Raw genomic sequence first — 24,428 nt, 5'->3', positions numbered from 1 at the left:
TTCATAGAAGGTTGTTGTACGAGATGAGAAATTATACTTTTGGAATCTTTCATGCGTTGATTATAGCATGTTTAGGCTTTGCTCTTTTTGGATGTGGTTTTAAAGGCCCTCCAATTTATAAAGAGAATAACGAAACAAAATATCCTAAAAACATACACACAACGATCAAATGAAAACGTCTTACGATGTTCTGATTATTGGCACTGGTATTGCAGGCTTGAGTGCCGCTTTAGCACTTCCAAAGTCACTCAGTGTACTCATTGTCTCTAAAGATTACGCGTGGGAGTGCAACACGTTTTACGCGCAAGGCGGTGTCGCTGTTGCTAGAGACGATGCCGATATACCTTTACATGTAAGCGATACACTGAGTGCAGGTGCAGGGCATTGCAATGAAGAAGCGGTCAAAATTCTCTGCTCAGAAGGGCCAAGTGCAATCAAACACTTAATTGATATGGGATTTAATTTCGATAAAGATGAAGCAGGAAATCTGCTTTATACCAAAGAAGCTGCTCATAGCACTAACCGTATTTTACATGCTGGAGGAGATGCAACGGGGCGTTATATTCACCTTTTTTTAATGCAAAAGCTTCCGTTCCCCATTCTTTATAATACGCAAGTCACTGATCTCTTGATTGATGAGGGTGTCTGTTATGGCGCGCGTGTTTTTCATGCCGATAAAATTTTTAATCTTTACGCTAAAAAAGTCATTATTGCCAGTGGTGGTGTCGGGTCACTTTATGAATACCATACCAATGCAAGAACCATCAGTGCTGATATGCAGGGCATTTGCCTTAGTCACGGCATTGCGCTTGCGGATATGGAGATGATGCAGTTTCACCCTACCGCTTTTGTGCTTGGAAACAGCGTTCGCAAACAGCTTTTAAGCGAGTCGCTTAGAGGCGAGGGCGCAATGGTCGTGGATGAAGATGGCAAACGCTTCGTGTTTGATTATGATCCAAGAGGAGAACTTGCTCCTCGTGATGTGGTAAGTCGCGCTATTTTTAAATACAAACAAAAAACGGGCAAAGAGGTTTATTTAGATCTCAGTGCATTTGAGCCTGAGCATTTTAAACAACGCTTTCCAAGCATCTATTTTAACATGACCACGATTGGTTATAACGTGCCACAGCAAAGAATTCCTATCTCACCAGCATTTCACTACTCAATGGGTGGTATCAAAACAGATTTACACGGAAAAGTCTTACATGTAAAAGATCTTTATGCGGTGGGCGAGTGTGCTCACACAGGTGTTCATGGAGCCAATAGACTTGCAAGTAACTCATTGCTTGAAGGGTTGGTCTTTTCCACTCGCGTGGCACAAGAGATTATAGCGACGATGAACACGCCAAAAATGCATCATACATTTAGTGAAACTGAAGAGGTACTTGAGAAAGAAAATGATAAAACACTGAAAAATGAACTACGCCATTTGATGTGGTTTTATGCAGGAATACTACGCGAAACGAAAAATCTAGAAAAAGCAAAACAGCGTGTTACTCAGATGCTAAAGTTGTCCATAGGAAAACTTTTAAGACTCAGGCTTCTTGTATCACTAGAGATTATCTCCAGTGCGCTTAAACGCAAGGAATCTTTAGGCGCGCACTACCTACAACAAGGGAACGACACATGCGAATCCTCGTAGCTTTGTTCGCCCTCGTCAATACGATTTGGGCATCAAGCGGTCAAGATCTCACGACGACATGGGTTGGCATTGTCTCTTTGGTCATGTTTATTGTAGGCTATTATATTATTGCCGCGGAAGAAAAATTTCATATCAATAAAGCCAAACCAGCTCTCTTTGTTGGTACCTTTATATTTATTTTAATCGGTTTGTACAATGCCATCAATGGAATTGATTCTAAGCCACTAAATCACGAAGTCGAGATGCTCATTTTAGAGATTGCGCAAATCTTTTTTTTCCTTTTGGTGGCGATGACTTACATCGAAGTGATGATCGAGCGACACGTTTTTGATGCCTTGAAGTATAGACTTGTTTCAAAGGGCTATTCCTTTAAAAAACTTTTTTGGCTCACAGGCACTTTAGCTTTTTTCATAAGTCCTGTAGCTGATAATTTAACCACCGCACTCATTTTATCAACTGTTTTGATTACAATTGAAAAGAAGAATCCCGCTTTTTTAGTGCCAGGTGCCATTAACATCGTTGTGGGTGCTAATGCCGGTGGTGCGTGGAGTCCCTTTGGAGACATTACAACACTCATGCCTTGGATTGCAGGTAAGGCAGAATTTTTTGATTTTTTTGGACTCTTTCCTGCGGCATTTTTGGGCTGGTTAGCCACAGGTTGGTTACTCTCCTTTTCAGTACCAGAGGGTAAACCTCGTTTTGATGTGCATACGGAAGAACGTGTTCGCATTCTAAAAGGCGGCAAAATTGTCATCTATCTTGGGGCATTTACCATTTTTTCTGCGGTTGTGTGCCAACAACTCTTTAACATTCCTCCCATGTGGGGCATGATGTTTGGCTTTTCGCTTTTAAAACTCTACAGCTATCAGCTCAAACGAAAACATGGCGAAGCGTTGCAAACGTTTAGCGCCATTGGAAAAATAGAACACGACACATTGCTCTTTTTCTTTGGTATACTTGCAGCTGTTGGAGGGCTACACTTTTTAGGTTATTTGGATTTAGCCGTTAAACTTTATGAGCGTGCTGGTGCTACAGTGGTTAACATCGGTGTGGGCTTTTTATCGGCTTTTATCGACAATGTTCCAGTGATGAGCGCGGTCTTAAAGGCTAACCCAAACATGGGTGTGGATCAGTGGTTACTTGTAACCATGACAGCAGGTATTGGTGGTAGCTTGATTAGTTTTGGTTCCGCTGCAGGTGTAGGTGTTATGGGAAAACTTAGAGGTATTTACACCTTTGGTTCTCACATGAAATACGCATGGACGGTCTTAGTCGGTTATATCTTATCGTTAGTGATTTGGTATGTACAATTTGAAATTTTGGGTTTATATTAGAAAAAGCACCAATGGTGCGTGGGCACTCTGCCGAAGAGAACCCAGTGTTAACGTAGTTTTCGAAGCTTTGCTTTGAAAGCGTGTTATGTATTTTGATAGAATATAAATGAGTTTGGTTCACATTAAACAGAAGGAAATAAATGAAAGAAGTCCCTATCTTAGTCTTAGATTTTGGTTCACAATACACTCAGTTGATTGCACGTAAGCTCCGTGAGAGCGGTGTTTACTGTGAGATCGTCCCTTACAATGAGAAGATTGAAGATATTAAAAAACGTAACCCTAAGGGTATTATTTTAAGTGGTGGTCCAGCGTCTGTTTATGCTAAAGATTCGTATCATCCTGATCCTGCTGTTTATGCATTAGGATTGCCTCTTCTTGGTATCTGTTATGGTATGCAGCTTTTAACACAGCATTTTGGTGGTAGTGTTATTCCTGCAACACACCAAGAGTATGGTAAGGCTGAGCTTAAATTTGAGAGTGATCATAAAATTTTCAAAGATACAACCTGTGGACAAATTGTTTGGATGAGCCATGGTGATAGGGTTGAAGCGTTACCTACTGGATTTGAAAAAATTGGGTACAGTGAAAACTCTCCTTATGCGGCAATTGCCGATGAAAAACGCAATATGTACGCGTTTCAATTTCACCCAGAAGTATTTCACTCTGAGCAAGGAAGTAAGCTTTTAAAAAACTTTGCAAAACATATTTGTGGTTGTGAAAGTACATGGAACATGGGCTCGTTTGCAAAAGAGCAAATTGCTAAAATTCGCGAAAAAGTGGGCTCAAAAAAAGTACTTTGTGGCGTGAGTGGCGGTGTTGATAGCTCAGTTGTAGCCACTCTTTTAGCCGAAGCTATTGGCGATCAACTGGTTTCTGTTTTTGTTGACAATGGACTTCTTCGTGCCAATGAGCGTGAACAAGTCGAAGCGATGTTTAGAAGTCGCAATGTACCACTTATTACGGTGGATGCCAGCGAGAAATTTTTAAGCAGACTTGCGGGTGTCAGCGATCCTGAGAAAAAACGTAAAATCATTGGAGAGACTTTCATCGAAGTGTTTGATGAAGAGGCGAAAAAGCACAATGGCATTCAGTTTTTGGCGCAAGGCACGCTTTACACCGATGTCATCGAATCTGTTTCGGTTAAAGGTCCTTCTAAAACCATCAAATCACATCATAACGTTGGCGGGCTGCCAGATTGGATGACCTTTGAGCTGATTGAGCCATTGCGTGAAATCTTTAAAGATGAGGTAAGAATTTTAGGAGCAGAATTAGGGCTTCCAAAAGATATGCTTTCTCGCCATCCTTTCCCAGGACCTGGTCTTGCTATTCGCATCATGGGTGAAGTCACGAAAGAGGATTTAAAACTGTTACGAGCAGCTGATGTCATTATGTTAGAGGAACTTCGCTCAACGGGTTATTATGAAAAAACATGGCAAGCTTTTACGGTGCTTTTAAATGTCAAAAGTGTTGGCGTTATGGGTGATAATCGAACGTATGATAATACAATATGCGTGAGAATCGTTGATGCAACGGATGGTATGACGGCAACCTTTGCACACATTCCTCATACGATTTTGGAGAATATCTCTAGACGTATTATCAATGAGGTCAATGGCATTAACCGCGTGGTGTATGACATCTCTTCTAAACCACCTGCAACGATTGAATGGGAATAACAAATAATGATCTACCTCTTCAGCGATAAAGCGTATGAGGGGGTAGTACATCTACCACTTTTTGAGATTGTGTTTGATCCTTTTAAACTTGATTTGGAAGGGTTTGACGCGATCATTTTTACCTCTAAAAACAGCGTGAAAGCACTTGAACAAAGTGGAACTGCATGGAAAGATAAAGAAGCTTATGCCATTGGCGAAGGAACAGCCTCATTCATAGAGCGTGGCGGTGGCAATGTGGTCTTTACATGTAAAGATTCTTATGGTGATGTTTTTGCTCAAGCCTTGATTCCTTTGCTTCAAAACAAAAAAGTCTTTTTCCCTCGTGCTAAAGAGGTCGTTTCTTCCTTGTTTGAAATCTTACGGACCCATCATATTGACATAGAACAACGTATTGTTTATGAGACAAAATGCAAGCATTATTCTACGTGCGAAGCACCTCCCAAAGATTCAAAACTCATTTTTACTTCGCCTTCGACGGTGCACTGTTTTTTAGAAAATTTTGCATGGGATAAGAGCTATCGTGCCATTGCCATCGGTGAAAAAACAGCTGCCGCTTTGCCTTTACATGTAAAGATTTCGGTCTCTAAAATACAAAGTATTGAGGCGTGCGTTAGCTTGGCAAAAGCTCTTTAGAAGCTAAATTCATTTATAATTGAAGAAGTTTAGTAGTTTGCCTCGCCTGGGTGAAGCGACAACCGTTTTCATGAGGGTCCAACAATTAGTATAAGGGAATGCGTACATTTTTGGTGTGCCTGTGGTCTCGTTTGAGCTTTGTTTCAAAGCGAGAGATTGCAGCCTAAAGAAAAGGTCGACTCCCAGAAGTTGGCTTATTAGGGCCGCTTCAATCTCGGAACGCTCACTTGGGTTTTACATGTAAACGAAACAAGATTTTTTTTGGAGAGTTAGTCAATGAAAGTAATGGTTGTTGGAAGTGGTGGTAGAGAGTATTCTATAGGTTTGGCACTTAAACGTGATCCTAATGTATCCGAACTTTTTTTCGCACCCGGAAATGGTGCAACCCCACAACTTGGACAAAATGTTACCTGTAAGGATTATGAAGCATTAGCTGATTTTGCCAAAGAAAATGGTATTGATTTAACGGTTGTAGGTCCTGAAACAGCACTTGTTGCAGGTATTGTTGATATTTTCAAAGCAAAAGGTCTGGTCATTTTTGGCGCTTCCAAAGCAGCAGCTCGTTTAGAGGGCTCAAAAATTTTTATGAAAAATTTCCTCTTACGTTACAACATCCCTACTGCAAAATTTATCGAAACCAGCGATGCACAAAAAGCGAATGATTTTATCGAAACATTAGAACTTCCTATTGTTGTCAAAGCGGATGGGTTATGTGCAGGCAAAGGTGTTATCATCGCGCAAAGCAAAGATGAAGCTAAAGAGGCAGTTGCTGATATGCTCAGTGGTAAAAGTTTCGGTGAAGCGGGACTTGGTGTTGTTGTTGAAGAGTTCTTGGATGGGTATGAGCTTTCTTTATTTGTTGTATGTGATGGAGTGGATTATAAAATTCTTCCAGCGGCACAAGACCACAAACGTTTAAAAGATGAGGATATTGGACCAAATACAGGCGGTATGGGTGCTTATGCTCCAACACCACTGATTGATGAAGAATTGTATAAAAAAGTAGAAGAGAGAGTTGTTAAGCCTACTTTGGCAGGTATGCAAAAAGAGAATGCTCCGTTTGAGGGCGTTTTGTTTATTGGTTTGATGATTGTCAAAAATGAGCCAATCGTTTTAGAGTATAACGTTCGTTTTGGTGATCCAGAGTGCGAAATTTTAATGCCACTTTTAAAAACACCGGCAAGTGAGCTTTTTTATAAAGCTGCTACGGGTAATCTTAAAAACTTGAATATTGAATTTTTTAATAAATATGCCATTGCAGTGGTTATGGCAAGTGAAAATTATCCGTATGGTGATTCAAAACCTGCAGAAATTATTATTGATAAAAATGTACATGAAGGTTTAGAAAACACCCATATATCCTATGCAGGTGTAAGTCTTGTGGATGACAAATTGTATGCTACAGGCGGGCGCGTACTTTTGTGCGTAGGTGTAGGCGACAGTATTAAAGAAGCAAGAGATTTTGCCTATTTACTGTGTGGGCAAGTTCACTTTGCAGGAAAACAGTTTAGGAATGATATTGCATATCAGGCACTTCAAGCATGACAAACGAAGAGTTGATTGAAAAGTTTGAGAGTGAAAATATTACATTAGCACCCTTACAAAAACGAGGGCTTGCCTATTTGATCGATGAGCTTTTGATTTCTGTATTGTTTGCACTTATTTATCTTGATCAAATTCCTGAAAATGTAAGTACTGAAGAGTTAATAGGAACCATTAATAGTCTTTTTATGTATGTGGTTTTGCTAAAAGTGATGTATCAAACATTCTTTGTCTGGATGTATGGTGCAACATTGGGAAGAATTGCAGTGAAGATCAGGGTGATTTCAACCGCTGATTTGGAAAATCCATCTCTTCTTTTAGCATTAAGCCGTTCAGCTTTTAGAATCATAAGTGAGTCTTTATTTTACCTAGGTTTTATATGGGCATTTTTAAATCCAAAAAGAGAGACATGGCATGATAGAGTTGCCAATACATTGGTTGTCAATGCGAATTAGAATTTTTTTCCTACTGGTGCTTTCTTTGGGAAGCTTATGGGCAGCTACAGCACAAAAAGCACCTGAGGATGTTGAGGTCTTAGCCAATACCGTCAGCAAAGATGGAACGCTAGTGCATGCTGTTGGCAACGTGGTTCTTTACAGCCCTAAGTATCTTATTACGGCCGATGAGGCTTACTATGATCAAGCCAATGGTGATTTAGAGCTTTTTGGTAATATTACGATGCTTGAAGGGGTAAGCTATGCAAGCAGGAGTGGACATACAAAGATCAATCTAAATACCGATAAAGGCGTTTCAGACCCACTCTTCTTTTTTGATGAGAGCTCTAATGTGTGGATTAAATGCGAAAATGCCATTTTAAATCCTGATACCTATATCACTCAAAAATCAATCGTCTCTAGCTGTAATACACAAGATCCTGACTGGAAAATTGCATTTACATCAGGTGAATTTGATAAAGAAAATAAATGGTTACATCTTTATAACCCTGTTTTTTATGCTAGCGATGTTCCTGTTTTTTACCTTCCTTATTTTTCATTTACAACGGATACATCACGTAGAACGGGACTTCTAAAGCCAGAATTAGGATTTGGTGGGAAAGAGGGTTTTCATTATTTACAACCAATCTATTTTGCTCCTGATGTGGATTGGGATTTAGAATTGCGTCCTCAAATTCGTACCGATCGAGGCGAAGGCTTGCATGGGACGTACCGTTTTGTAGATTCTCCTTATTCACATGGTTCAATTACAACAGGTTATTTTAGCGAGCATAAAAGCTATGCTGAATCAGAAAATTTGAAAAATGATAGTCACTATGGTCTCAAAATGACTTATGATCGAAGTGCATTACTCAGTACAAAATATAATAATTTAGAAGATGGATTATGGTTTGATATTAATTACCTCAATGATATAGATTACTATAATACAATGAGGAATGATACTTTTAGTTATGACAAGTTAGCGACTTCACGTTTAAATTATTATGTTAAGCACGATCAAGATTATGTTGGATTGTATGCAAAGTATTATATTGATACTTCTAAAACTTCAAATGATACAACTTTGCAAGAGTTGCCAACGCTGCATTATCATCATTTTACTAACTCTCTTTTATTGGATAATTTACTTTATTCTGTTGATTACCAAGCAAAAAATTATGAACGCAAAGAGGGTATTACTGCATTCCAAAATGAATTAAATGCCCCTTTTACATTATATTTTTCGCTTTTGGAAGATTATTTACATGTAAGTGTTTCAGAAAATATTTATGCATCACATATTGCTTATGGTAATGATGATACGCAAGAAAGTGAAGGAAAATATTGGAGAAATTACCATAAAATTGCACTTTATACAGAACTTTCAAAACCGTATGATAATTTTTACCATACAATGTATCTAGGCATTGATCAGATTCTTCCAAGCAAAGAGGATGAAAATGGTTATATAGCAGATTTTATTGCACTTAACACGCTTACAAAAAGTACATCTTTAACACTAAAAGAGTTTTTTTATAACGAAGATGGTGATAAAAAAATTAGTCATAAAGTGAAGCAGATTTATTACAGTGACTATGATTATAAATATGGTGATTTAGAAAATGATCTCAAATACCATATGACAGATAAAATTTATTTAGGTCATAACCTTCATTATTCACATGAATTTAGTAAGGTATCACGTAATCAAGTTTCTATTAATTATGCAGATGATATTTATTCACCTTCATTACGATATACCTACCAAGATAAAACGTATAGAGAAAACACAATTTATAAAGTAAGTCAAGATATTTCATCTAACAAGGATTATAGCTTTGTGACTTTGTATGCCGATAGTAAATATTTTACACATTATAATATTTTTACAAGCGTTGATTATGATGTCCAAGACGATCAGTTTAGATCATGGAATATAGGGTTTAAAAAGAGTTTGAAATGTTGGGATTATTCTATCCAATACAGAGATAAAATAACACCAAAATTAACCAGCACAAGTATAGATTCAGTCAATAGATCTGGAATTATGTTCATGTTTAATCTTTATCCAGTGGGTAGTGTTGGATATGATTTTTCTAAAGAGACAGAACAAAAGTTATAAAGATATTTAGTTAATAATTGAAGGAGAAAACAGTGGAATATAAGATTACCGTTAACAATCAAGAAGAGATTTATGATTTAGACAAGGTTGCTAAACAAGCAGCAGGGGCTGCACTTTTAAAAATTAAAAATACTGTCATTTTGGCAACAGTTGCAAGAGATGATTCACAGGTTGCAGAAAACTTTGTACCTTTAACGGTACAGTATATTGAAAAAACGTATGCCGTTGGAAAAATCCCTGGGGGGTATTTTAAACGAGAGACAAAACCAGGTGATTTTGAAACACTTACATCACGTATTATTGATAGAAGCCTTAGACCACTTTTCCCAAAAGGGTATGCCTACCCAACACAAATCACTGTTTTTGTACTCAGTTGTGATTCTGAAGTTGATCTCCAAGTTGCAGCGCTTAATGCCGCAAGTGCAGCTCTTTATCTCTCTGATATTCCAGTGAATAAAGCTGTTGCAGGTGTGCGTATTGGTTATATTGATGGCGAATACGTTGTCAACCCTTCCAATTCAGCTCTTAAAAAAAGTACTTTAGATCTTTATGTTGCTGGTACCAAAGAAGAGCTTTTGATGATTGAAATGCGCTCTATTGCTTCAATGGAGACAATGACTCTTCCCGTAATGGCAATTGATCCGATGTTAGATCCAACATTAGCTGAGAGCGTTATTGCAAAGCAATCAGTCAATGAGTTTGATGAAGATGCTATTGTTACGGCGATTGATAAAGCGCAAAGTGCTATTACTGAAGCGACAACCGCTTATGAAAGTACATTTAAACCGTTGAAAAAAGACGATGCAATTCTTGACTATAAACAAGATTTAGCCAATGATTCAATTTTCGCTTACGTAGATGAGTTTTATAAAGAAGAAGTTTATAATGCAATTAATCAAATGGCAAAAAGTGAACGTGCGAGTGAGCTTGGCAAAATTGTTGATAAAATTTTAAAAGATGAAGTTGCTATTCTTGAAGCATGGAGCAAAGAGCTTGTTAATAGCGTTGTGAATGCGTATAAAAAGAAAATCGTAAGAGAAATGATTATTGAAAAACGTGTTCGTGCTGATGGTAGAAAGCTTAATGAGATTAGGCCTATTAGTATTGAAACCAATATCTTACCACTTGCGCACGGTTCATGTCTCTTTACGCGTGGGCAAACACAGGCATTAGCGGTAGTGACACTGGGTAATGATAAAGACGCACAAATGTATGATCTTTTAACAGAAAAGAATACAATCAATGATACCTTTATGGTGAATTATAACTTCCCGGGCTTCTCTGTCGGCGAGGCTTCACCGCTTCGTGCGCCAGGACGTAGAGAGTTAGGACATGGCAACCTTGCGCGTCGTGCATTAGAGCCAGTTGTTGATATGAACCGCCTCCAAACGATTCGTTTGGTCTCTGAAATTTTAGAGTCCAATGGTTCTTCTTCGATGGCTACTATTTGTGGTGGTGCACTTGCCCTTAAAGCTGCAGGAATTAATCTTGAAAAACTCGTTGCGGGTATTGCTATGGGATTAGTTTTTGAAGGTGATAAACATGCCGTTCTTAGCGATATTATGGGGCTCGAAGATCACGATGGCGATATGGACTTTAAAGTAGCCGGTACACGAGAAGGCATCACAGCACTTCAAATGGATATTAAATTAGGCGGTATTTCACGCGACGTACTTAAAGAAGCATTGTACCAAGCGAAAGAGGGAAGAGCACATATCTTAGGGTTGATGGAAGCTGCTAGCAAGGAGATTGTCATCAACAATGCTATTTTGCCAAAACTTGAACTTTTCAGTGTTGATCCGTCAAAAATTGTAGATATTATTGGACAAGCGGGTAAAACAATCAGAGAAATTATTGAAAAATTTGAAGTTTCTATTGATCTTGATCGTGAAAAAGGTGAAGTAAAAATCGCTGGTGAGAACAAAGAAAAAGTTGAAGCGGCTAAAGAGCATATTATTCAGATTACCAATAAACCTTCATTTGGTGGACGAGGTGGCGGACATGGACGTGATAGAGGTGACAGACATGGTGCGCCAAGAGAAGAGAAACCAGTTCCTACATTTGTTCAAGATGAAGTAGTGGATGGTGTCGTAAAACGTATTGTTGATTTTGGTGCGTTTATTGAACTTCCTGGTGGTATTGATGGTCTTTTACATGTGTCAAAAATTGCCGATCATCGTGTGGATAAAGTCAGTGATTATCTAGCACTTGAGCAAAAAGTACGTGTAAAAATCTTGAAGCAAACAGGGAATAAGATTGAGTTAGGGCTAGAGCGCTAACTTTAAAGGGTTTTTAACAATTAGATGGATATAATCTCGCTCACAAAGTGGCAAGTAGGGGTTTATCCGAACAGACTTTGAAAAACAAATAGGAGCAATCTTTGAAAAAGATTCTTTTTTTAATGGTAGCATTTGCAACATTAGCGTTTGCAGGTGAGGGTGAAACAGTTAAAGCTTACTCAGCACTTGCTGTAGGTATCGTACTTGGTCTTGCTGCACTTGGTGGCGCAATCGGTATGGGTAACACTGCATCTTCAGCAATTTCTGGAACAGCAAGAAATCCTGGTCTTGGTGGTAAACTTGTAACAACAATGTTTATTGCACTTGCGATGATCGAAGCACAAGTTATTTATGCACTTGTTATTTCTTTGATCCTTCTTTACAAAAACCCATTTCTTGGTTAATTAACGAACAAACAAATGAGACCTTTTAAGAAGGTCTCATCCTTCTTTTATGCGGACGTGGTGGAACGGTAGACACACTACCTTGAGGTGGTAGCGCACTACGTGTGTGGGGGTTCAAATCCCCCCGTCCGCACCATTCTTTTTTCTCTTCTTTTTTTTAAACTTCTTTTTTTAGTAAATTCAATGTTGAATTATGTTACCATCGCTCTTACTTTTTAAATCTCGAAAGGTTATTGATGAGAGAGTTAGAGCTAAAAAATGTTATCAAGCTAGATGGCAGAGAGTTTTTAATTTCAACAATTAGTATGCATGTGAGGCACTCATTTTTTGAGGGCGATTCAAAGAAAATTGTGTATGAGACTATGGTTTTTGAAATTATTAACGATGAAGTGCAGTTTCACCACCCTATCTTCAATGAGCGCTACAATATGGCGGATGAGGCTATAGCAGAACATGGCGCTATTATTAAACATCCTGAAAACTTTTTTATAATCTAATTTCATTCTTTTCACGCATGAAAAAGATTCTCTTACTTCTTTTTTTGAGTTTTGGGATACTGCTAGCCCAAAATACAAAAGATATCCTGTTGATTCATTCATACCATAAAGGATACAAATGGAGTGACGAAATTTCCAAGGTGATAGAGAAAAATTTTGCGGATAAAGAGAATGTTTTTTTATCAACGGTCTATATGGATACTAAGCGTGTTGATACTCCAGAATATTTAGAAGAGTTTTACCACTACTACAAAGAGCGCTTTAAACACTATTCTTTTGATGTTGTTATGGTTGCTGACAATAGCGCATTAGCGTTTGTTCAAGAACATTATGAAGAGCTCTTTGCCAATACTCCCATTGTTTTTTTAGGCATTAATAATTTTGAAACCTCTTTAATTAAAGGCATTAAACATATTAGCGGGGTTGTTGAAGATGTTGATATTGAAAAAAATATTGATTTAATCCTTGCGTTGCATCCCATGCTAGATAAGATACTAATTATTAACGAGCAATCTATTACAGGAGATGCTATTCGCAAAGAGATCGATGCCGTTACTCCAAAATATAAAGATCGTATTGAACTTGAACATGTTGATAGTATGGATATGGAAGAAATTTCCCAAAAAACAAAGCAACTAGGTAAAAATAGTGTTATTTTGTGGGTTTTACTCTTTAAAGATAAAACAGGACGTTTTTTTACTTATAAAGAAAACTTGCAAGAAATTCGCAAAATTACCAATATTCCTATTTATGGACTATGGGATTTTTATCTGGATTATGGCATTGTTGGAGGATTCTTAACAAGTGCTATTTCTCAAGCTGAAGCTGCTTCGAAAATTGTTGAGCAGGTTTTAGCAGGGAAAAACCCTAGTCACATCCCCATTGTTGAAAAAAGTCCTAATCGCTATCTTTTTGATTATAAAGAGTTAGAGTTACACCATATTGATCCTTCTAACGTTGTGCGAAATTATGAAGTAATCAATAAGCCTTTCTCTTTCTATGATGAATATAAACAATATATTTGGCTTTTTGTTGCTATCTTTAGTGCTATTATTATGATTGTATTGTTTTTAATGCAAAATGTTCGTATTCGAAAACAGAGTGAATTGGCACTGAAAAACCAGTTGGAGTTTATCAAAGTTTTACTCGATACCATTCCCAATCCTATTTATTATACCAATGTAGCAGGTGAGTATATGGGAAGCAATATGGCATTTGCTAAACTTTACGATCGTACAAAAGATGAAATGATTGGAAAAACTATTTTTGATTTCTTCCCAAAAGAGTGGGCGCAGGAGAGACGTAAGAGCGATATTGAATTACTTGAAAAAAAAGGATCAGATACTCTTGAATTAATGCTGCATCTTCCTAAAAAAAGAGCGCGGCTTTTTACCTTAAGTAAAGCGGTTTATACGAATATTGATGGAAGTGTCGGTGGTATTGTGTGCGTGATGGATGATATGACAGAGCGAATGCAACATCAACAATTTTTAATTCAGCAATCTAAATTAACAGAAATGGGCGAGATGATCGCAGGTGTAGCCCATCAATGGAATGAACCTCTGGTGGAACTTTCCGCAATTATGCAAGATATGGAGTTTTGTTTCAATAGCGGTGAAATGGATCGCGTAAAAATGAAAGAGTTTGTACGTGATTCAATCATTCAGATACAGTATATGTCTCAAACACTCAAAGATTTTCGTAATTTCCTAAAACCATCGACTAAAAAAACGCTCTTTTGTGCTAAAAAGGCACTTACCGAAGTCCTTGAGATTATCGGTAGGCAAATTTTTTATGCGCATATTGATCTATCCGTAAGCTACCTCAAAGAAGAAGGGACGTTCCCTGTTTATGGCTATGAAAATGAATTTAAGCAGGTTTTGCTTAACGTTATCAACAATGCTAAAAATAAGATTGTCAAGACCCGTAAAGGTTCAAAAATCATGATTGAAGTGGATCGTGAAATTATCCATACGAAAATTGTGATTAGCGATGATGGAGGACTTATTTCAGAGAAAATTATTGGCTTTATTTTTGATCCTTATTTTACGACAAGTAAAAATGGAACTGGCCTTGGGTTATACATGGCAAAAATGATTATTGAAGATAAAATGGGTGGAAATATTCGTGTACAAAATTATGGAAATAGTACGGTAGAATTTACCATTCTAGTTCCCAATGCAATGAAAGGTGGAGAATGAAAATTTTACTTTTAGAAGATAATGCCCGTCTGAATGCAACCATTACAAAACGTCTGGAAGCGAAAGGCTATATAATTGATTCTTTTACAGATGGCAAAGAGGCGTATGACGCGATGGATAATGGCTATGGCTGTTATATTTTAGATATCAATGTTCCCAGTCTCGATGGCATTGAAATTCTTAAAAATGTGCGTGATTTTTACCATGAAACGCCTGTTATTATCATCAGTTCCAGCGTGGAGCTCGAAGTTATCAAAGACGCATACAGTTATGGCTGTAATGATTTTCTAAAAAAGCCTTTTTTCATTGATGAATTAGAGATAAAAATTGAAAAGCTTTGTAATATTCGTCATGACATTATCGATTTAGGACATGGTTGTCAATTTGATTTTCAAACAAGCTTGTTGCGTATTAATGACGATGAGGAGCATCTTTCACGTAAAGAAAAACTTTTGCTCAATGTTTTGATCAGCGAAAAAGGTAAAGTCGTTTCGTTTGATAAAATTCAAGCGATGGTATGGGAAGGAAATTTTGCAAGTCTTGATTCGATTCGCTCCTTAATGCGAAGACTGAGAAAAAAAATTCCTTTTGAATGTATTGAAACGGTTGTTGATGTAGGGTATATTTTGCGCTATTAATGCTATGTTAAACTTTACATGTAAGGTGTGTCACCTTTCTTCTTTTGAGGTTTTACATGTAAAGATTTTTGACAAATATCATGTGTTTTTTATACCAAATTGCTACACTGAATAAAAATCATAAGGATGTGTTGATGCCATTAAGCGGAAATTACCTTGATTTCTACAATGAAATCGTTACGTTTATTCCTGAGAAGAGAATCTTTACAGACCCCCTTCATACAATCGCGTATGGTACTGATGCTTCATTTTATAGGCTTATCCCTAAAGTAGTTGTCTGGGTTAATAATGCCGATGAAGTAAGTCAAATTCTTAAAATTACCTCTTCACTTTCTTTACCGGTTGTTTTTAGAGCAGCGGGCACAAGCCTTTCAGGTCAAGCCATTACCGATTCTATTTTGCTTGTGACATCACGTGATTGGAAAGGGATTAAGGTTAATAAAGAGGTGAGCTCCATTACACTTCAGCCTTCCGTCATTGGGGCAGATGCTAACGCGTATTTGCTTCCTTATGGTAAGAAAATAGGGCCTGATCCTGCTAGCATTGGGGCTGCAATGATTGGTGGTATTGCGGCGAATAATGCCAGTGGTATGTGTTGTGGAACAACTGATAACTCCTATAAAACTTTAGAGTCTATGAAGATTATTTTTCATGATGGAAGTGAACTTGATACCGCATCGTCTGAGAGTATTAAGGCTTTTAAACAATACCATCACGCTTTGGTAGAGCGCATTAGCGTACTTTCTTCTGAGATTAAAGCCAATCCTGAGTTGCATGAGAAAATTGTACGCAAATTTAAAATCAAAAACACCTGTGGCTATAGCCTTAATGCGCTCGTGGATTATGAAGACCCAATTGATATTATTGCGCATCTTATGATCGGTAGCGAAGGAACACTAGGGTTTATTAAAGAGATTACCTTTAAAACCGTTCCTGAGTACAAAGACAAAGCCAGTGCTTTGATGATTTTTAAAAATATTAAAGACGCTTGTGATGCGGTCATTGTGCTTAAAACACAATGCAAAGAAAATGTTGCAGCGGCTGAAATGATGGATAGAGCAGGGCTCGCCAGCGTGGAAAATAAAGAAGGCATGCCAAGTTTTCTTAAAACACTTAGCCCAACAGCTACGGCAGTACTTGTAGAAAGCCGTGCCGAAAATGATGCAAAATTGGATGAAAATATTGCAATTATCTTGGAAAAACTTGCTCACATTGAGCCTGAGATGCCATTGCACTTTACGAAAGATGTCTATGAGTATACGAAGTACTGGAAAATTCGAAAGGGGCTTTTCCCAGCAGTTGGAGCAGTACGTGAGAGTGGAACAACCGTTATTATCGAAGATGTGGCGTACCCAATCGAATCACTTGCTGATGCAACCTTAGAGCTTCAAGAGTTGTTTAAAAAATATGGCTATAACGAAGCGATTATTTTCGGGCATGCGCTTGATGGCAATCTTCACTTTGTCTTTACCCAATCTTTTGATGATGAAGCAGAAGTCAAACGTTATGAAGCGTTTATGCAAGAGGTTGCGGAACAAGTCGCGACAAAGTATCAAGGAAGCCTTAAAGCGGAGCATGGAACGGGACGTAATATGGCGCCATTTGTAGAGTTAGAGTGGGGAAGTGACGCCTACATCTTGATGAAAGAGATCAAAGCCATTTTTGATCCGAAAGGGCTTATCAACCCAGGTGTTATTATCAATGCCGACCCTAAAGCACATCTTAAAAACTTCAAGTCGATGCCAGCAACGGATGAATATATCGACAAGTGTATTGAATGTGGCTTTTGTGAACCAACGTGCCCATCCAATTTTCTGACACTGACGCCACGTCAGCGTATTGTTTCTAACCGCTATATGACAACCCTAAAAAATGAAGGTGAAGAAGAAGCACTTGAGGCATTTCGTGCGTTGTATCAGTATGATGGTATTGAAACGTGTGCAACATGTTCACTTTGTTCTTTGACCTGTCCTGTGGGCATTGATACAGGAGCACTTACTAAGAAATTAAGAACGCATCAAATTGGCTCTTTAGGTCACTCCATTGCTGGATTTATGGCAGATCATTACGGTGGTATTTTAAGGACGGGAAGTGTTGCACTAAGTGCGGTTAAGGGTGTGAATGCACTTATTCCTAATAGCATTATGAGAGGAATGAGTGAGGGGCTAAGATCACTTACGGCTAATAAACTGCCTCTTTGGTCAGCAAGTTTGCCATCAGGTCATAGCTTCAATCCAAGTATCAAACGTACAGGCAAAGCTGATAAAGTAGTCTATTTTTCTTCTTGTATCAATCGCACAATGGCAAATCCAAATGAAAAACCGGATGAAAAATCGCTTGATCGTGTCATTATTGGCATTTTGGAAAAAGCGGGATACGATGTGATTATCCCCAATGCTATCAGTGGACTCTGTTGCGGTATGCCATTTTCCAGTAAAGGGTATCAGCAAGAGGGAAAACAAAAGTCTGATGAGTTGAAAAAAGCATTGATCAATGCTAGTGCTCAAGGCAAATACCCTATTTTATGTGATATGAGTCCTTGCAGTAAAACCATGGCACAAAATTTTGGCGATGAGTTAAAGGTTCACGATACCGTAGAGTTTATCTTAGAGTATTTGGTTGGGCGTGTAACGTTTACCCCAATTGATGAGCCTATTGTCATTCATACAACATGTAGTACGCGCAAAACAGGGCTTGCTGAAAAATTTGAAAAAATTGCACGTATGTGTAGTACCAAAGTAACTATTCCTGCTGAGGTTGGTTGTTGTGGGTTTGCAGGAGATCGTGGTTTTACGTTTCCAGAGCTTAACAAATCGGCACTTCGCCATCTAAAAGCTTCCATCCCAGAAGATACAAAATTGGCATTTTCAACCAGTAAAACGTGTGAAATAGGACTAAGTGAAGAGAGTGGTTTGGATTATCGCTCTATTTTCTATCTGGTCGAACGCGTCATCTCTTAGTCTTCTTCTTTACATGTAAAAGTGGTAAATTCATCTCTATTATTTTGATGGATTTACCTTGTTTTATATCCCTTACTTGACACTACTCTATTGGTTTGATTTAATAAATAAAATGATAAAATACCAAAATTTTGACTATGGTTTTTAGTTAAATTTAAACAAAAAGGGTTACATCTATGGAAGTTAATCTGTTTGTAGAGAGTTTAAGATTTTTAGTTCTTAGCCTATCTACATTCTTTGTGGTTTGTGCCTTAATGATCGTTCTATTCAACGTTCAGGCTAAAATCATTATGAAATACCTAGGGAGTATTCATATCAATAATTCTACTTTAGGATTATTGCAAAACGGTAACTTTGCAGTTGTCGCAGCGGGTGCTGCTTCTATCAAGTCTTAAAACAAAAAACAAAACAGTAAAAGGGCAAAACGAAGATGGCGAAAAAATACATCGATGTGATGGATACGACGTTTAGAGATGGGTTCCAGTCAGTTTTTGGTGGACGTGTACTTATGGATGACTTTCTTCCTGCAGTAGCTGCAGCAAGAGATGCGGGTATTAACCATTTTGAATTTGGCGGTGGAGCACGTTTCCAAAGTCTTTACTTCTACCTTAATGAAGATGCCTTTGAAATGATGGACAGATTTCGCTCCATTGCAGGACCCGATGCTAATCTTCAAACACTTGCTCGTGGTGTGAACACAGTTATGCTCGATACCGGCAATCGCGAACTCATTGACCTTCATGCTAAAATGTTTAGAAAACATGGTACAACAACCATTCGTAACTTTGATGCGCTCAATGATATTGAAAACCTCAAGTACAGTGGTGAACGTATTGTTCATCATGGACTTAAACATGAGATTGTTGTTACAATGATGGATTTGCCTCCGGGATGTGTTGGAGCGCATGATGTAGCCTTTTATGAAAAAACACTCAGAGATATTTTAAATTCAGGTATCCCCTATCACAGTGTCTGTTTTAAAGATGCAAGTGGAACATCAAGTCCGCAAAAAGTATATGAAACCATTAAAATGGCTAAAAAACTTCTTCCTGAAGGCATGCATGTAAGATTGCATACTCATGAAACAGCTGGTGTCAGTGTTGCTTGTTATCTCGCAGCGCTTGAAGCAGGTGTTGATGGTATTGATCTAGCAGCTTCTCCAGTGAGTGGTGGTACTTCTCAGCCAGATATCCTCACGATGCTTCATGCTGTTAAAGGCAAAGACTATGATCTTGGCGGCCTAGAGCTTGAAAAAATTCTCACGTATGAAGATGTTTTACAAGACTGTTTAAAAGACTATTTTATGCCACCAGAAGCGGTGCAAGTTTCTCCACTGATCCCTTTCTCTCCGATGCCTGGTGGTGCTTTGACTGCCAATACTCAAATGCTTCGCGATAATAACATTCTCCATAAATTCCCTGAAATCATTAAGGCGATGCGCGAAGTGGTTGAAAAAGGTGGATATGGCACGAGTGTTACACCTGTTTCACAGTTTTATTTCCAACAAGCATTTAACAACGTTATGTTTGGACCATGGACAAAAATTGCTGAAGGGTATGGCAAAATGGTTTTAGGTTACTTTGGTAAAACTCCAGTGACACCTGATTCAAAAATTGTTGCACTTGCGAGTGAACAACTCAAGCTTGATCCTACGACTAAAAATGCTCTTGATCTTGCGGATGCAGATGCGAGTAAATCTCTTTCAAATGTTAAGCAAATTTTAGAAAAAGAGGGGCTTAAAACAACAGAAGAAAATCTTTTTATTGCCGCTTCATGTAAAGAAAAAGGTATTGCTTTCTTAAAAGGTGAATCCAAAGTCAATGTTCGTAAAATTGGTAAAGCCGATAAAGAAAAAGTACTTTGTAATGCTTCAGAAGACTATACCGTAATTGTTAATGGTCAAAAATACAATGTTAAATCTTCGGATAAACAAGATGCTTTTGTTATTAATGGACAAGAATACTTTGTTGAAATCGAAGAAGGTTGTGCAGAAGATAACAGCAATGCCGCACTTATTCCAAACAACGCTGGGGAGATCAGAGCAGGGGTTCCTGGTTCTATCTTTAAAGTACTTGTCAATGTAGGTGATAAAGTGGCTAAAGGACAGCCTGTTGTTGTCATTGAAGCGATGAAAATGGAAATTGAAGTAGCTGCTCCTGCTGATGGTGTGGTTAGTAGTGTAAGAGTTAATGTTGGCGATATTATCGTTAATAATCAATTACTCGTTACTTTATAATAGTTGAGAAATTCTTAAAGAAGTTCATCACTGCACGTCTGATGCTTCAACTTTGGGCATTGAAGTATTGGAAGTGATTGAAATTTCGGAAGAAGAGAGGAGGTCTCAAAGCTTATGCTTTGAGACCCAAGCGAGCAGATATCATAAGCACGATATGTGTGGAAGATATTCTGTTATCGATATTTTAAATAAAATGTTTTTGAGGATATAAACACTATGTCGAAGATTAATGAAATAGAAAAGTTAGGGTTAGCCAATGTTGGGAAGGTTCACTATAATCTAAGTTACGATGAATTGTTGAAACACGAGATTGCCAATAATGAAGGTCGTGTTACAAGTAATGGTACATTTAGTGTTGATACAGGAATTTTTACTGGACGCAGCCCAAAAGATAAATATTTTGTAGATCAAGAACCTTCTAATAAATATATCTCATGGGGAAAAATGAACCATAAGGTGAGTGAAGAGATCTTTAATGAGCTTTTTGAAAAAGTTAAAAAACAACTTTCAGGTAAAGATATTTACATTCAAGATGCTTTCAGTGGTGGTAGTTTGGCAAGTCGAAAAAGCATTCGCGTGGTGACGGAGATTGCTTGGCAAGCGCATTTTGTTAAAAATATGTTTATTCGTCCAAACGAAGAAGAATTAGCCCATTTTAAGCCAGACTTCGTCCTTTATAACGCATGCAAAATGGTGAATGATGACTATAAAAAACATGGATTAAATTCAGATGTATTTGTTGTCTTCAACGTAGAAGAGAATATCGCTATTATTGGTGGTACATGGTATGGTGGTGAGATTAAAAAAGGTATCTTCTCAATGATGAACTACTGGTTACCATTAGAGGGAAAACTCTCCATGCACTGCTCTGCCAATGTGGGAGAAAAAGGAGATACGGCTCTTTTCTTTGGTCTTTCTGGTACAGGTAAAACGACTCTTTCAACAGATCCTAAACGCAAACTCATTGGTGATGATGAGCATGGTTGGGATGATGAAGGTGTGTTTAACTTCGAAGGCGGTTGTTACGCAAAATGTATCAACCTTGATCCAAGCAGTGAACCTGAAATTTTTGGGGCTATTCGTCAAGATGCACTGTTAGAGAATGTTGTCATTAACGACAACCATGAAGTTGATTATTCTGATGCTTCAAAGACAGAAAATACACGCGTTTCTTACCCAATCTATCATATTGATAATCACGAAGCAAGCCTACAAGCAGGACATCCTAAAAAAATTATTTTCCTTAGCGCAGACGCATTTGGTGTTTTACCTCCTGTTGCAAAATTGACAAATGAGCAAGCAATGTACTACTTTCTAAGTGGTTATACGGCTAAAGTTGCAGGAACTGAGCGTGGAATTACAGAGCCAGTAGCGACTTTCAGTGCATGTTTTGGTGAAGCATTCTTGCCATTACATCCAACAGTTTATGCAAAACTTTTAGGTGAAAAAATCGCTAAACATAATGTTGATGTTTATTTGGTCAATACAGGCTGGACAGGCGGAAGCTATGGTGTTGGTAAACGTATGAGCATTAAAGCAACCCGTGCATGTATCAACGCGATCTTAGATGGTAGTATTAACGAGTGTGAATTTGAGAGTATTCCTGTCTTTAACATTCAAGTACCAAAAGCACTTGCAGGTGTACCAACTGACATTCTAAACCCTAAAAATACATGGGAAAATAAAACTCAGTACGATGCAACCAGAAACGAGCTTGCTGATATGTTTATTGAAAACTTCAAAAAGTATATTACAGCTGATTCTGATTTCTCAAGTGCAGGTCCAAAACACTAATTTAAACTTTACATGTAAAGGAGTTTTTTAACTCCTTTGCCTATGTAACAACGCCTTCTAATCAAAGTTTAGAAGACTGCGTTAGCCACTATGGCGCTAAAGCTAGCCTCTTTTGAGGCAGCAAAATTTTCTTGCACCATTGTAAGAAGTTTATTATCCAAGGAGATTTTTCAATGTCAAAACTATGGTCTGGCAGATTTGCCGCAAGCGGAGCCGCACTGCTTGACGAATTTAACGCTTCATTACCTTTCGATAAAAAATTGTACGAAGAGGATATTAAAGGCTCAATTGCGCATGCAACGATGCTTGCAAAGCAGGGTATTTTAACACAAGATGAAGCGGATCAAATCGCGACAGGATTGTTGCAAATCAAACAAGAAATTGAAGCTGGTACCTTTGTTTTTGATATTGCCCATGAAGATATTCACATGTCTGTGGAGACGAGACTTATTGATCTCATTGGAGAAGCGGGAAAACGTCTTCATACAGCGCGCAGTCGCAATGACCAAGTTGCGGTTGACTTTAGACAATACGTGCAAAAGCAGACGTTAGTGATTGTGCATGTTTTAGAAGAGGTGATTGAAGTATTGATGAGCATTTCAAAAGAGCATACCAACACGTTGCTCCCCGGTATGACACATCTTCAACATGCTCAACCGATCAATCTGGCGTTTCACCTTTTAGCGTATGTTTCGATGTTCAAGCGTGATATTGAACGCTTAGAGAGCTCATACCAACGCAACAATGTCTTACCACTTGGTTGTGCCGCACTTGCAGGAACACCGCATAATATTGATAGAGAGTATGTGGCAAAACTTTTGGGTTTTGATAGCGTGAGTGTGAATTGTCTTGATACGGTGAGTGATCGTGACTTTGCGTTAGAAATTCTTTTTAATATTTCAACCATTATGATGCACGTTTCACGTTTTGCGGAAGAGCTCATTTTGTGGTCAAGCTATGAGTTTAAATTTATCACGCTCAGTGATGAGTACTCTACGGGCAGCTCCATTATGCCACAGAAGAAAAATCCCGATGTTCCTGAGCTTTTACGCGGTAAAACAGGACGTGTGAATGGCAATCTTATCTCGCTCCTAACCGTACTAAAAGGGCTTCCTTTAGCGTACAACAAAGATATGCAAGAAGATAAAGAGGGTGTGTTTGACAGTGTTGAAACGGTTTACATGTCACTCAATATTCTTAAAGAAGCAGTACGTACAATGACCATTAATGTAGGTCGTATGAAACAAGCGTGTGAAGTTGGGCATTTAAGTGCCACCGATTTAGCCGATTATTTGGTTCAAAAATGCAATATCCCTTTCCGTGAAGCACATTTCATAACAGGACGTGCTGTGGCACATGCAGAGAGTTTAGGGATTGATCTCAGTGTGATGAGTGTGTCTGAGCTTCAAAAAGTCGATGCACGCATTGGTGAAGACGTCAGCGAATATTTAAGTCTTGTTCACTCTATGAATGCCCGTACGTCACAAGGTGGAACGGCAGTCTCTTCTACATGTAAACAGATTGAAATTTTTGAAACATGGATAAAATCGCGTCAATAAAAGTAGGTTGAAGAGGTTTTTACCTCTTCAATTGTGTTTAAAGAAATTTGTGAGAGTCACTGTCGCTGAGATGACTCCATGTTAGTTTTGCCCCACCTAAAAGGTGAAAATGCAGATGCATCACCTCTTGTCCGCCATCACTTCCATTATTGGTAATCAAACGATATCCGCTTACATCCAATCCTAAAAGTTTCGCTACTTGATGGGTGAATTTAGTCAAACCTACCATAACTTTTGGATCAACTTCTTGAAAGTTTTTATACTCTTTTTTGGGAATAATCAAGATATGAATAGGCGCTTTTGGGTTAATGTCATGGAACGCTAAAAACTCCTCATTTTCAAGTACTTTATTACAAGGAATTTCGCCACTTACAATTTTACTAAAGATAGTCATCGCCTTCTCCTCTTTTTTAGGACGATTTTAACCTTTTATAATTAAAGTTTCACTAAAATGAGCTTCTGAATAGACTTAAG

Annotated in this window: 17 protein-coding genes and 1 tRNA gene; 17 read left to right on the top strand and 1 reads right to left on the bottom strand. The window is 38.1% G+C overall.

Annotated features, from left to right (window positions below; translation table 11 throughout):
- The first annotated feature begins 169 nt into the window (after positions 1 to 169).
- The 17 genes from nadB to argH all read left to right on the top strand — a co-directional run bounded on the left by nadB (position 170) and on the right by argH (position 23,954).
- Positions 170 to 1,642, top strand: coding sequence for an L-aspartate oxidase (gene nadB, locus N0B29_RS01100; protein WP_263831864.1), 1,473 nt, complete (start codon positions 170 to 172; stop codon positions 1,640 to 1,642).
- On the top strand, positions 1,627 to 2,976 hold the full coding sequence (gene nhaD / locus N0B29_RS01095) for a sodium:proton antiporter NhaD (RefSeq protein ID WP_263831863.1): 1,350 nt from the start codon (positions 1,627 to 1,629) through the stop codon (positions 2,974 to 2,976). The genes nadB and nhaD overlap by 16 nt, the downstream gene beginning before the upstream one ends.
- Before the next feature lie 140 nt (positions 2,977 to 3,116).
- Positions 3,117 to 4,652: a glutamine-hydrolyzing GMP synthase gene (gene guaA / locus N0B29_RS01090; RefSeq protein ID WP_263831862.1), complete on the top strand. Its 1,536-nt coding sequence runs from the start codon at positions 3,117 to 3,119 to the stop codon at positions 4,650 to 4,652.
- A 6-nt stretch (positions 4,653 to 4,658) separates the two neighbouring features.
- On the top strand, positions 4,659 to 5,285 hold the full coding sequence (locus N0B29_RS01085) for a uroporphyrinogen-III synthase (protein ID WP_263831861.1): 627 nt from the start codon (positions 4,659 to 4,661) through the stop codon (positions 5,283 to 5,285).
- A gap of 276 nt (positions 5,286 to 5,561) precedes the next feature.
- Positions 5,562 to 6,830 (top strand): phosphoribosylamine--glycine ligase, encoded by a 1,269-nt coding sequence (purD, locus tag N0B29_RS01080; RefSeq protein ID WP_263831860.1) that lies wholly within the window; start codon positions 5,562 to 5,564, stop codon positions 6,828 to 6,830.
- Positions 6,827 to 7,282: an RDD family protein gene (locus tag N0B29_RS01075; protein ID WP_263831859.1), complete on the top strand. Its 456-nt coding sequence runs from the start codon at positions 6,827 to 6,829 to the stop codon at positions 7,280 to 7,282. Before purD ends, N0B29_RS01075 begins: the two co-directional genes overlap by 4 nt.
- Positions 7,272 to 9,386: an LPS-assembly protein LptD gene (locus N0B29_RS01070; protein ID WP_263831858.1), complete on the top strand. Its 2,115-nt coding sequence runs from the start codon at positions 7,272 to 7,274 to the stop codon at positions 9,384 to 9,386. Before N0B29_RS01075 ends, N0B29_RS01070 begins: the two co-directional genes overlap by 11 nt.
- A gap of 32 nt (positions 9,387 to 9,418) precedes the next feature.
- Positions 9,419 to 11,665 (top strand): polyribonucleotide nucleotidyltransferase, encoded by a 2,247-nt coding sequence (locus N0B29_RS01065; RefSeq protein WP_263831857.1) that lies wholly within the window; start codon positions 9,419 to 9,421, stop codon positions 11,663 to 11,665.
- A gap of 101 nt (positions 11,666 to 11,766) precedes the next feature.
- Positions 11,767 to 12,069 carry a F0F1 ATP synthase subunit C gene (locus N0B29_RS01060; protein ID WP_041956852.1) on the top strand — a complete coding sequence of 101 codons (303 nt, stop codon included), beginning with the start codon at positions 11,767 to 11,769 and terminating at the stop codon, positions 12,067 to 12,069.
- A 51-nt stretch (positions 12,070 to 12,120) separates the two neighbouring features.
- A tRNA-Leu gene (locus N0B29_RS01055) sits at positions 12,121 to 12,205 on the top strand.
- Between the two features lie 100 nt (positions 12,206 to 12,305).
- Positions 12,306 to 12,566, top strand: a complete 261-nt coding sequence (locus tag N0B29_RS01050) for a hypothetical protein (RefSeq protein ID WP_041956880.1) — start codon at positions 12,306 to 12,308, stop codon at positions 12,564 to 12,566.
- Between the two features lie 89 nt (positions 12,567 to 12,655).
- Entirely contained in the window at positions 12,656 to 14,767 is a 2,112-nt protein-coding gene (locus N0B29_RS01045) for a sensor histidine kinase (protein ID WP_263831856.1), read from the top strand.
- The gene (locus tag N0B29_RS01040) at positions 14,764 to 15,405 is read left to right on the top strand and encodes a response regulator transcription factor (RefSeq protein ID WP_263831855.1); all 642 of its coding nucleotides are present in this window, start codon (positions 14,764 to 14,766) and stop codon (positions 15,403 to 15,405) included. The genes N0B29_RS01045 and N0B29_RS01040 overlap by 4 nt, the downstream gene beginning before the upstream one ends.
- Positions 15,406 to 15,539: 134 nt before the next feature.
- On the top strand, positions 15,540 to 18,365 hold the full coding sequence (locus tag N0B29_RS01035; protein WP_263831854.1) for an FAD-binding and (Fe-S)-binding domain-containing protein: 2,826 nt from the start codon (positions 15,540 to 15,542) through the stop codon (positions 18,363 to 18,365).
- A 430-nt stretch (positions 18,366 to 18,795) separates the two neighbouring features.
- Positions 18,796 to 20,601, top strand: coding sequence for a biotin/lipoyl-containing protein (locus N0B29_RS01030; protein ID WP_263831853.1), 1,806 nt, complete (start codon positions 18,796 to 18,798; stop codon positions 20,599 to 20,601).
- Positions 20,602 to 20,826: 225 nt separating this feature from the next.
- The gene (pckA, locus tag N0B29_RS01025; protein ID WP_263832478.1) at positions 20,827 to 22,395 is read left to right on the top strand and encodes a phosphoenolpyruvate carboxykinase (ATP); all 1,569 of its coding nucleotides are present in this window, start codon (positions 20,827 to 20,829) and stop codon (positions 22,393 to 22,395) included.
- Between the two features lie 173 nt (positions 22,396 to 22,568).
- The gene (gene argH / locus N0B29_RS01020; RefSeq protein ID WP_263831852.1) at positions 22,569 to 23,954 is read left to right on the top strand and encodes an argininosuccinate lyase; all 1,386 of its coding nucleotides are present in this window, start codon (positions 22,569 to 22,571) and stop codon (positions 23,952 to 23,954) included.
- 37 nt (positions 23,955 to 23,991) lie between these two features.
- On the opposite strand, the gene N0B29_RS01015 is transcribed toward argH, so the two are convergent.
- Positions 23,992 to 24,348 carry a histidine triad nucleotide-binding protein gene (locus N0B29_RS01015; protein WP_263831851.1) on the bottom strand — a complete coding sequence of 119 codons (357 nt, stop codon included), beginning with the start codon at positions 24,346 to 24,348 and terminating at the stop codon, positions 23,992 to 23,994.
- Between the last annotated feature and the right edge of the window lie 80 nt (positions 24,349 to 24,428).

Origin of the sequence: Sulfurospirillum oryzae, from assembly GCF_025770725.1 — a bacterium.
In the GTDB taxonomy this organism is placed as follows: domain Bacteria; phylum Campylobacterota; class Campylobacteria; order Campylobacterales; family Sulfurospirillaceae; genus Sulfurospirillum; species Sulfurospirillum oryzae.
Note: the sequence above shows the minus strand (reverse complement) of the source record. Positions and strands in the feature narration are given on the sequence as shown.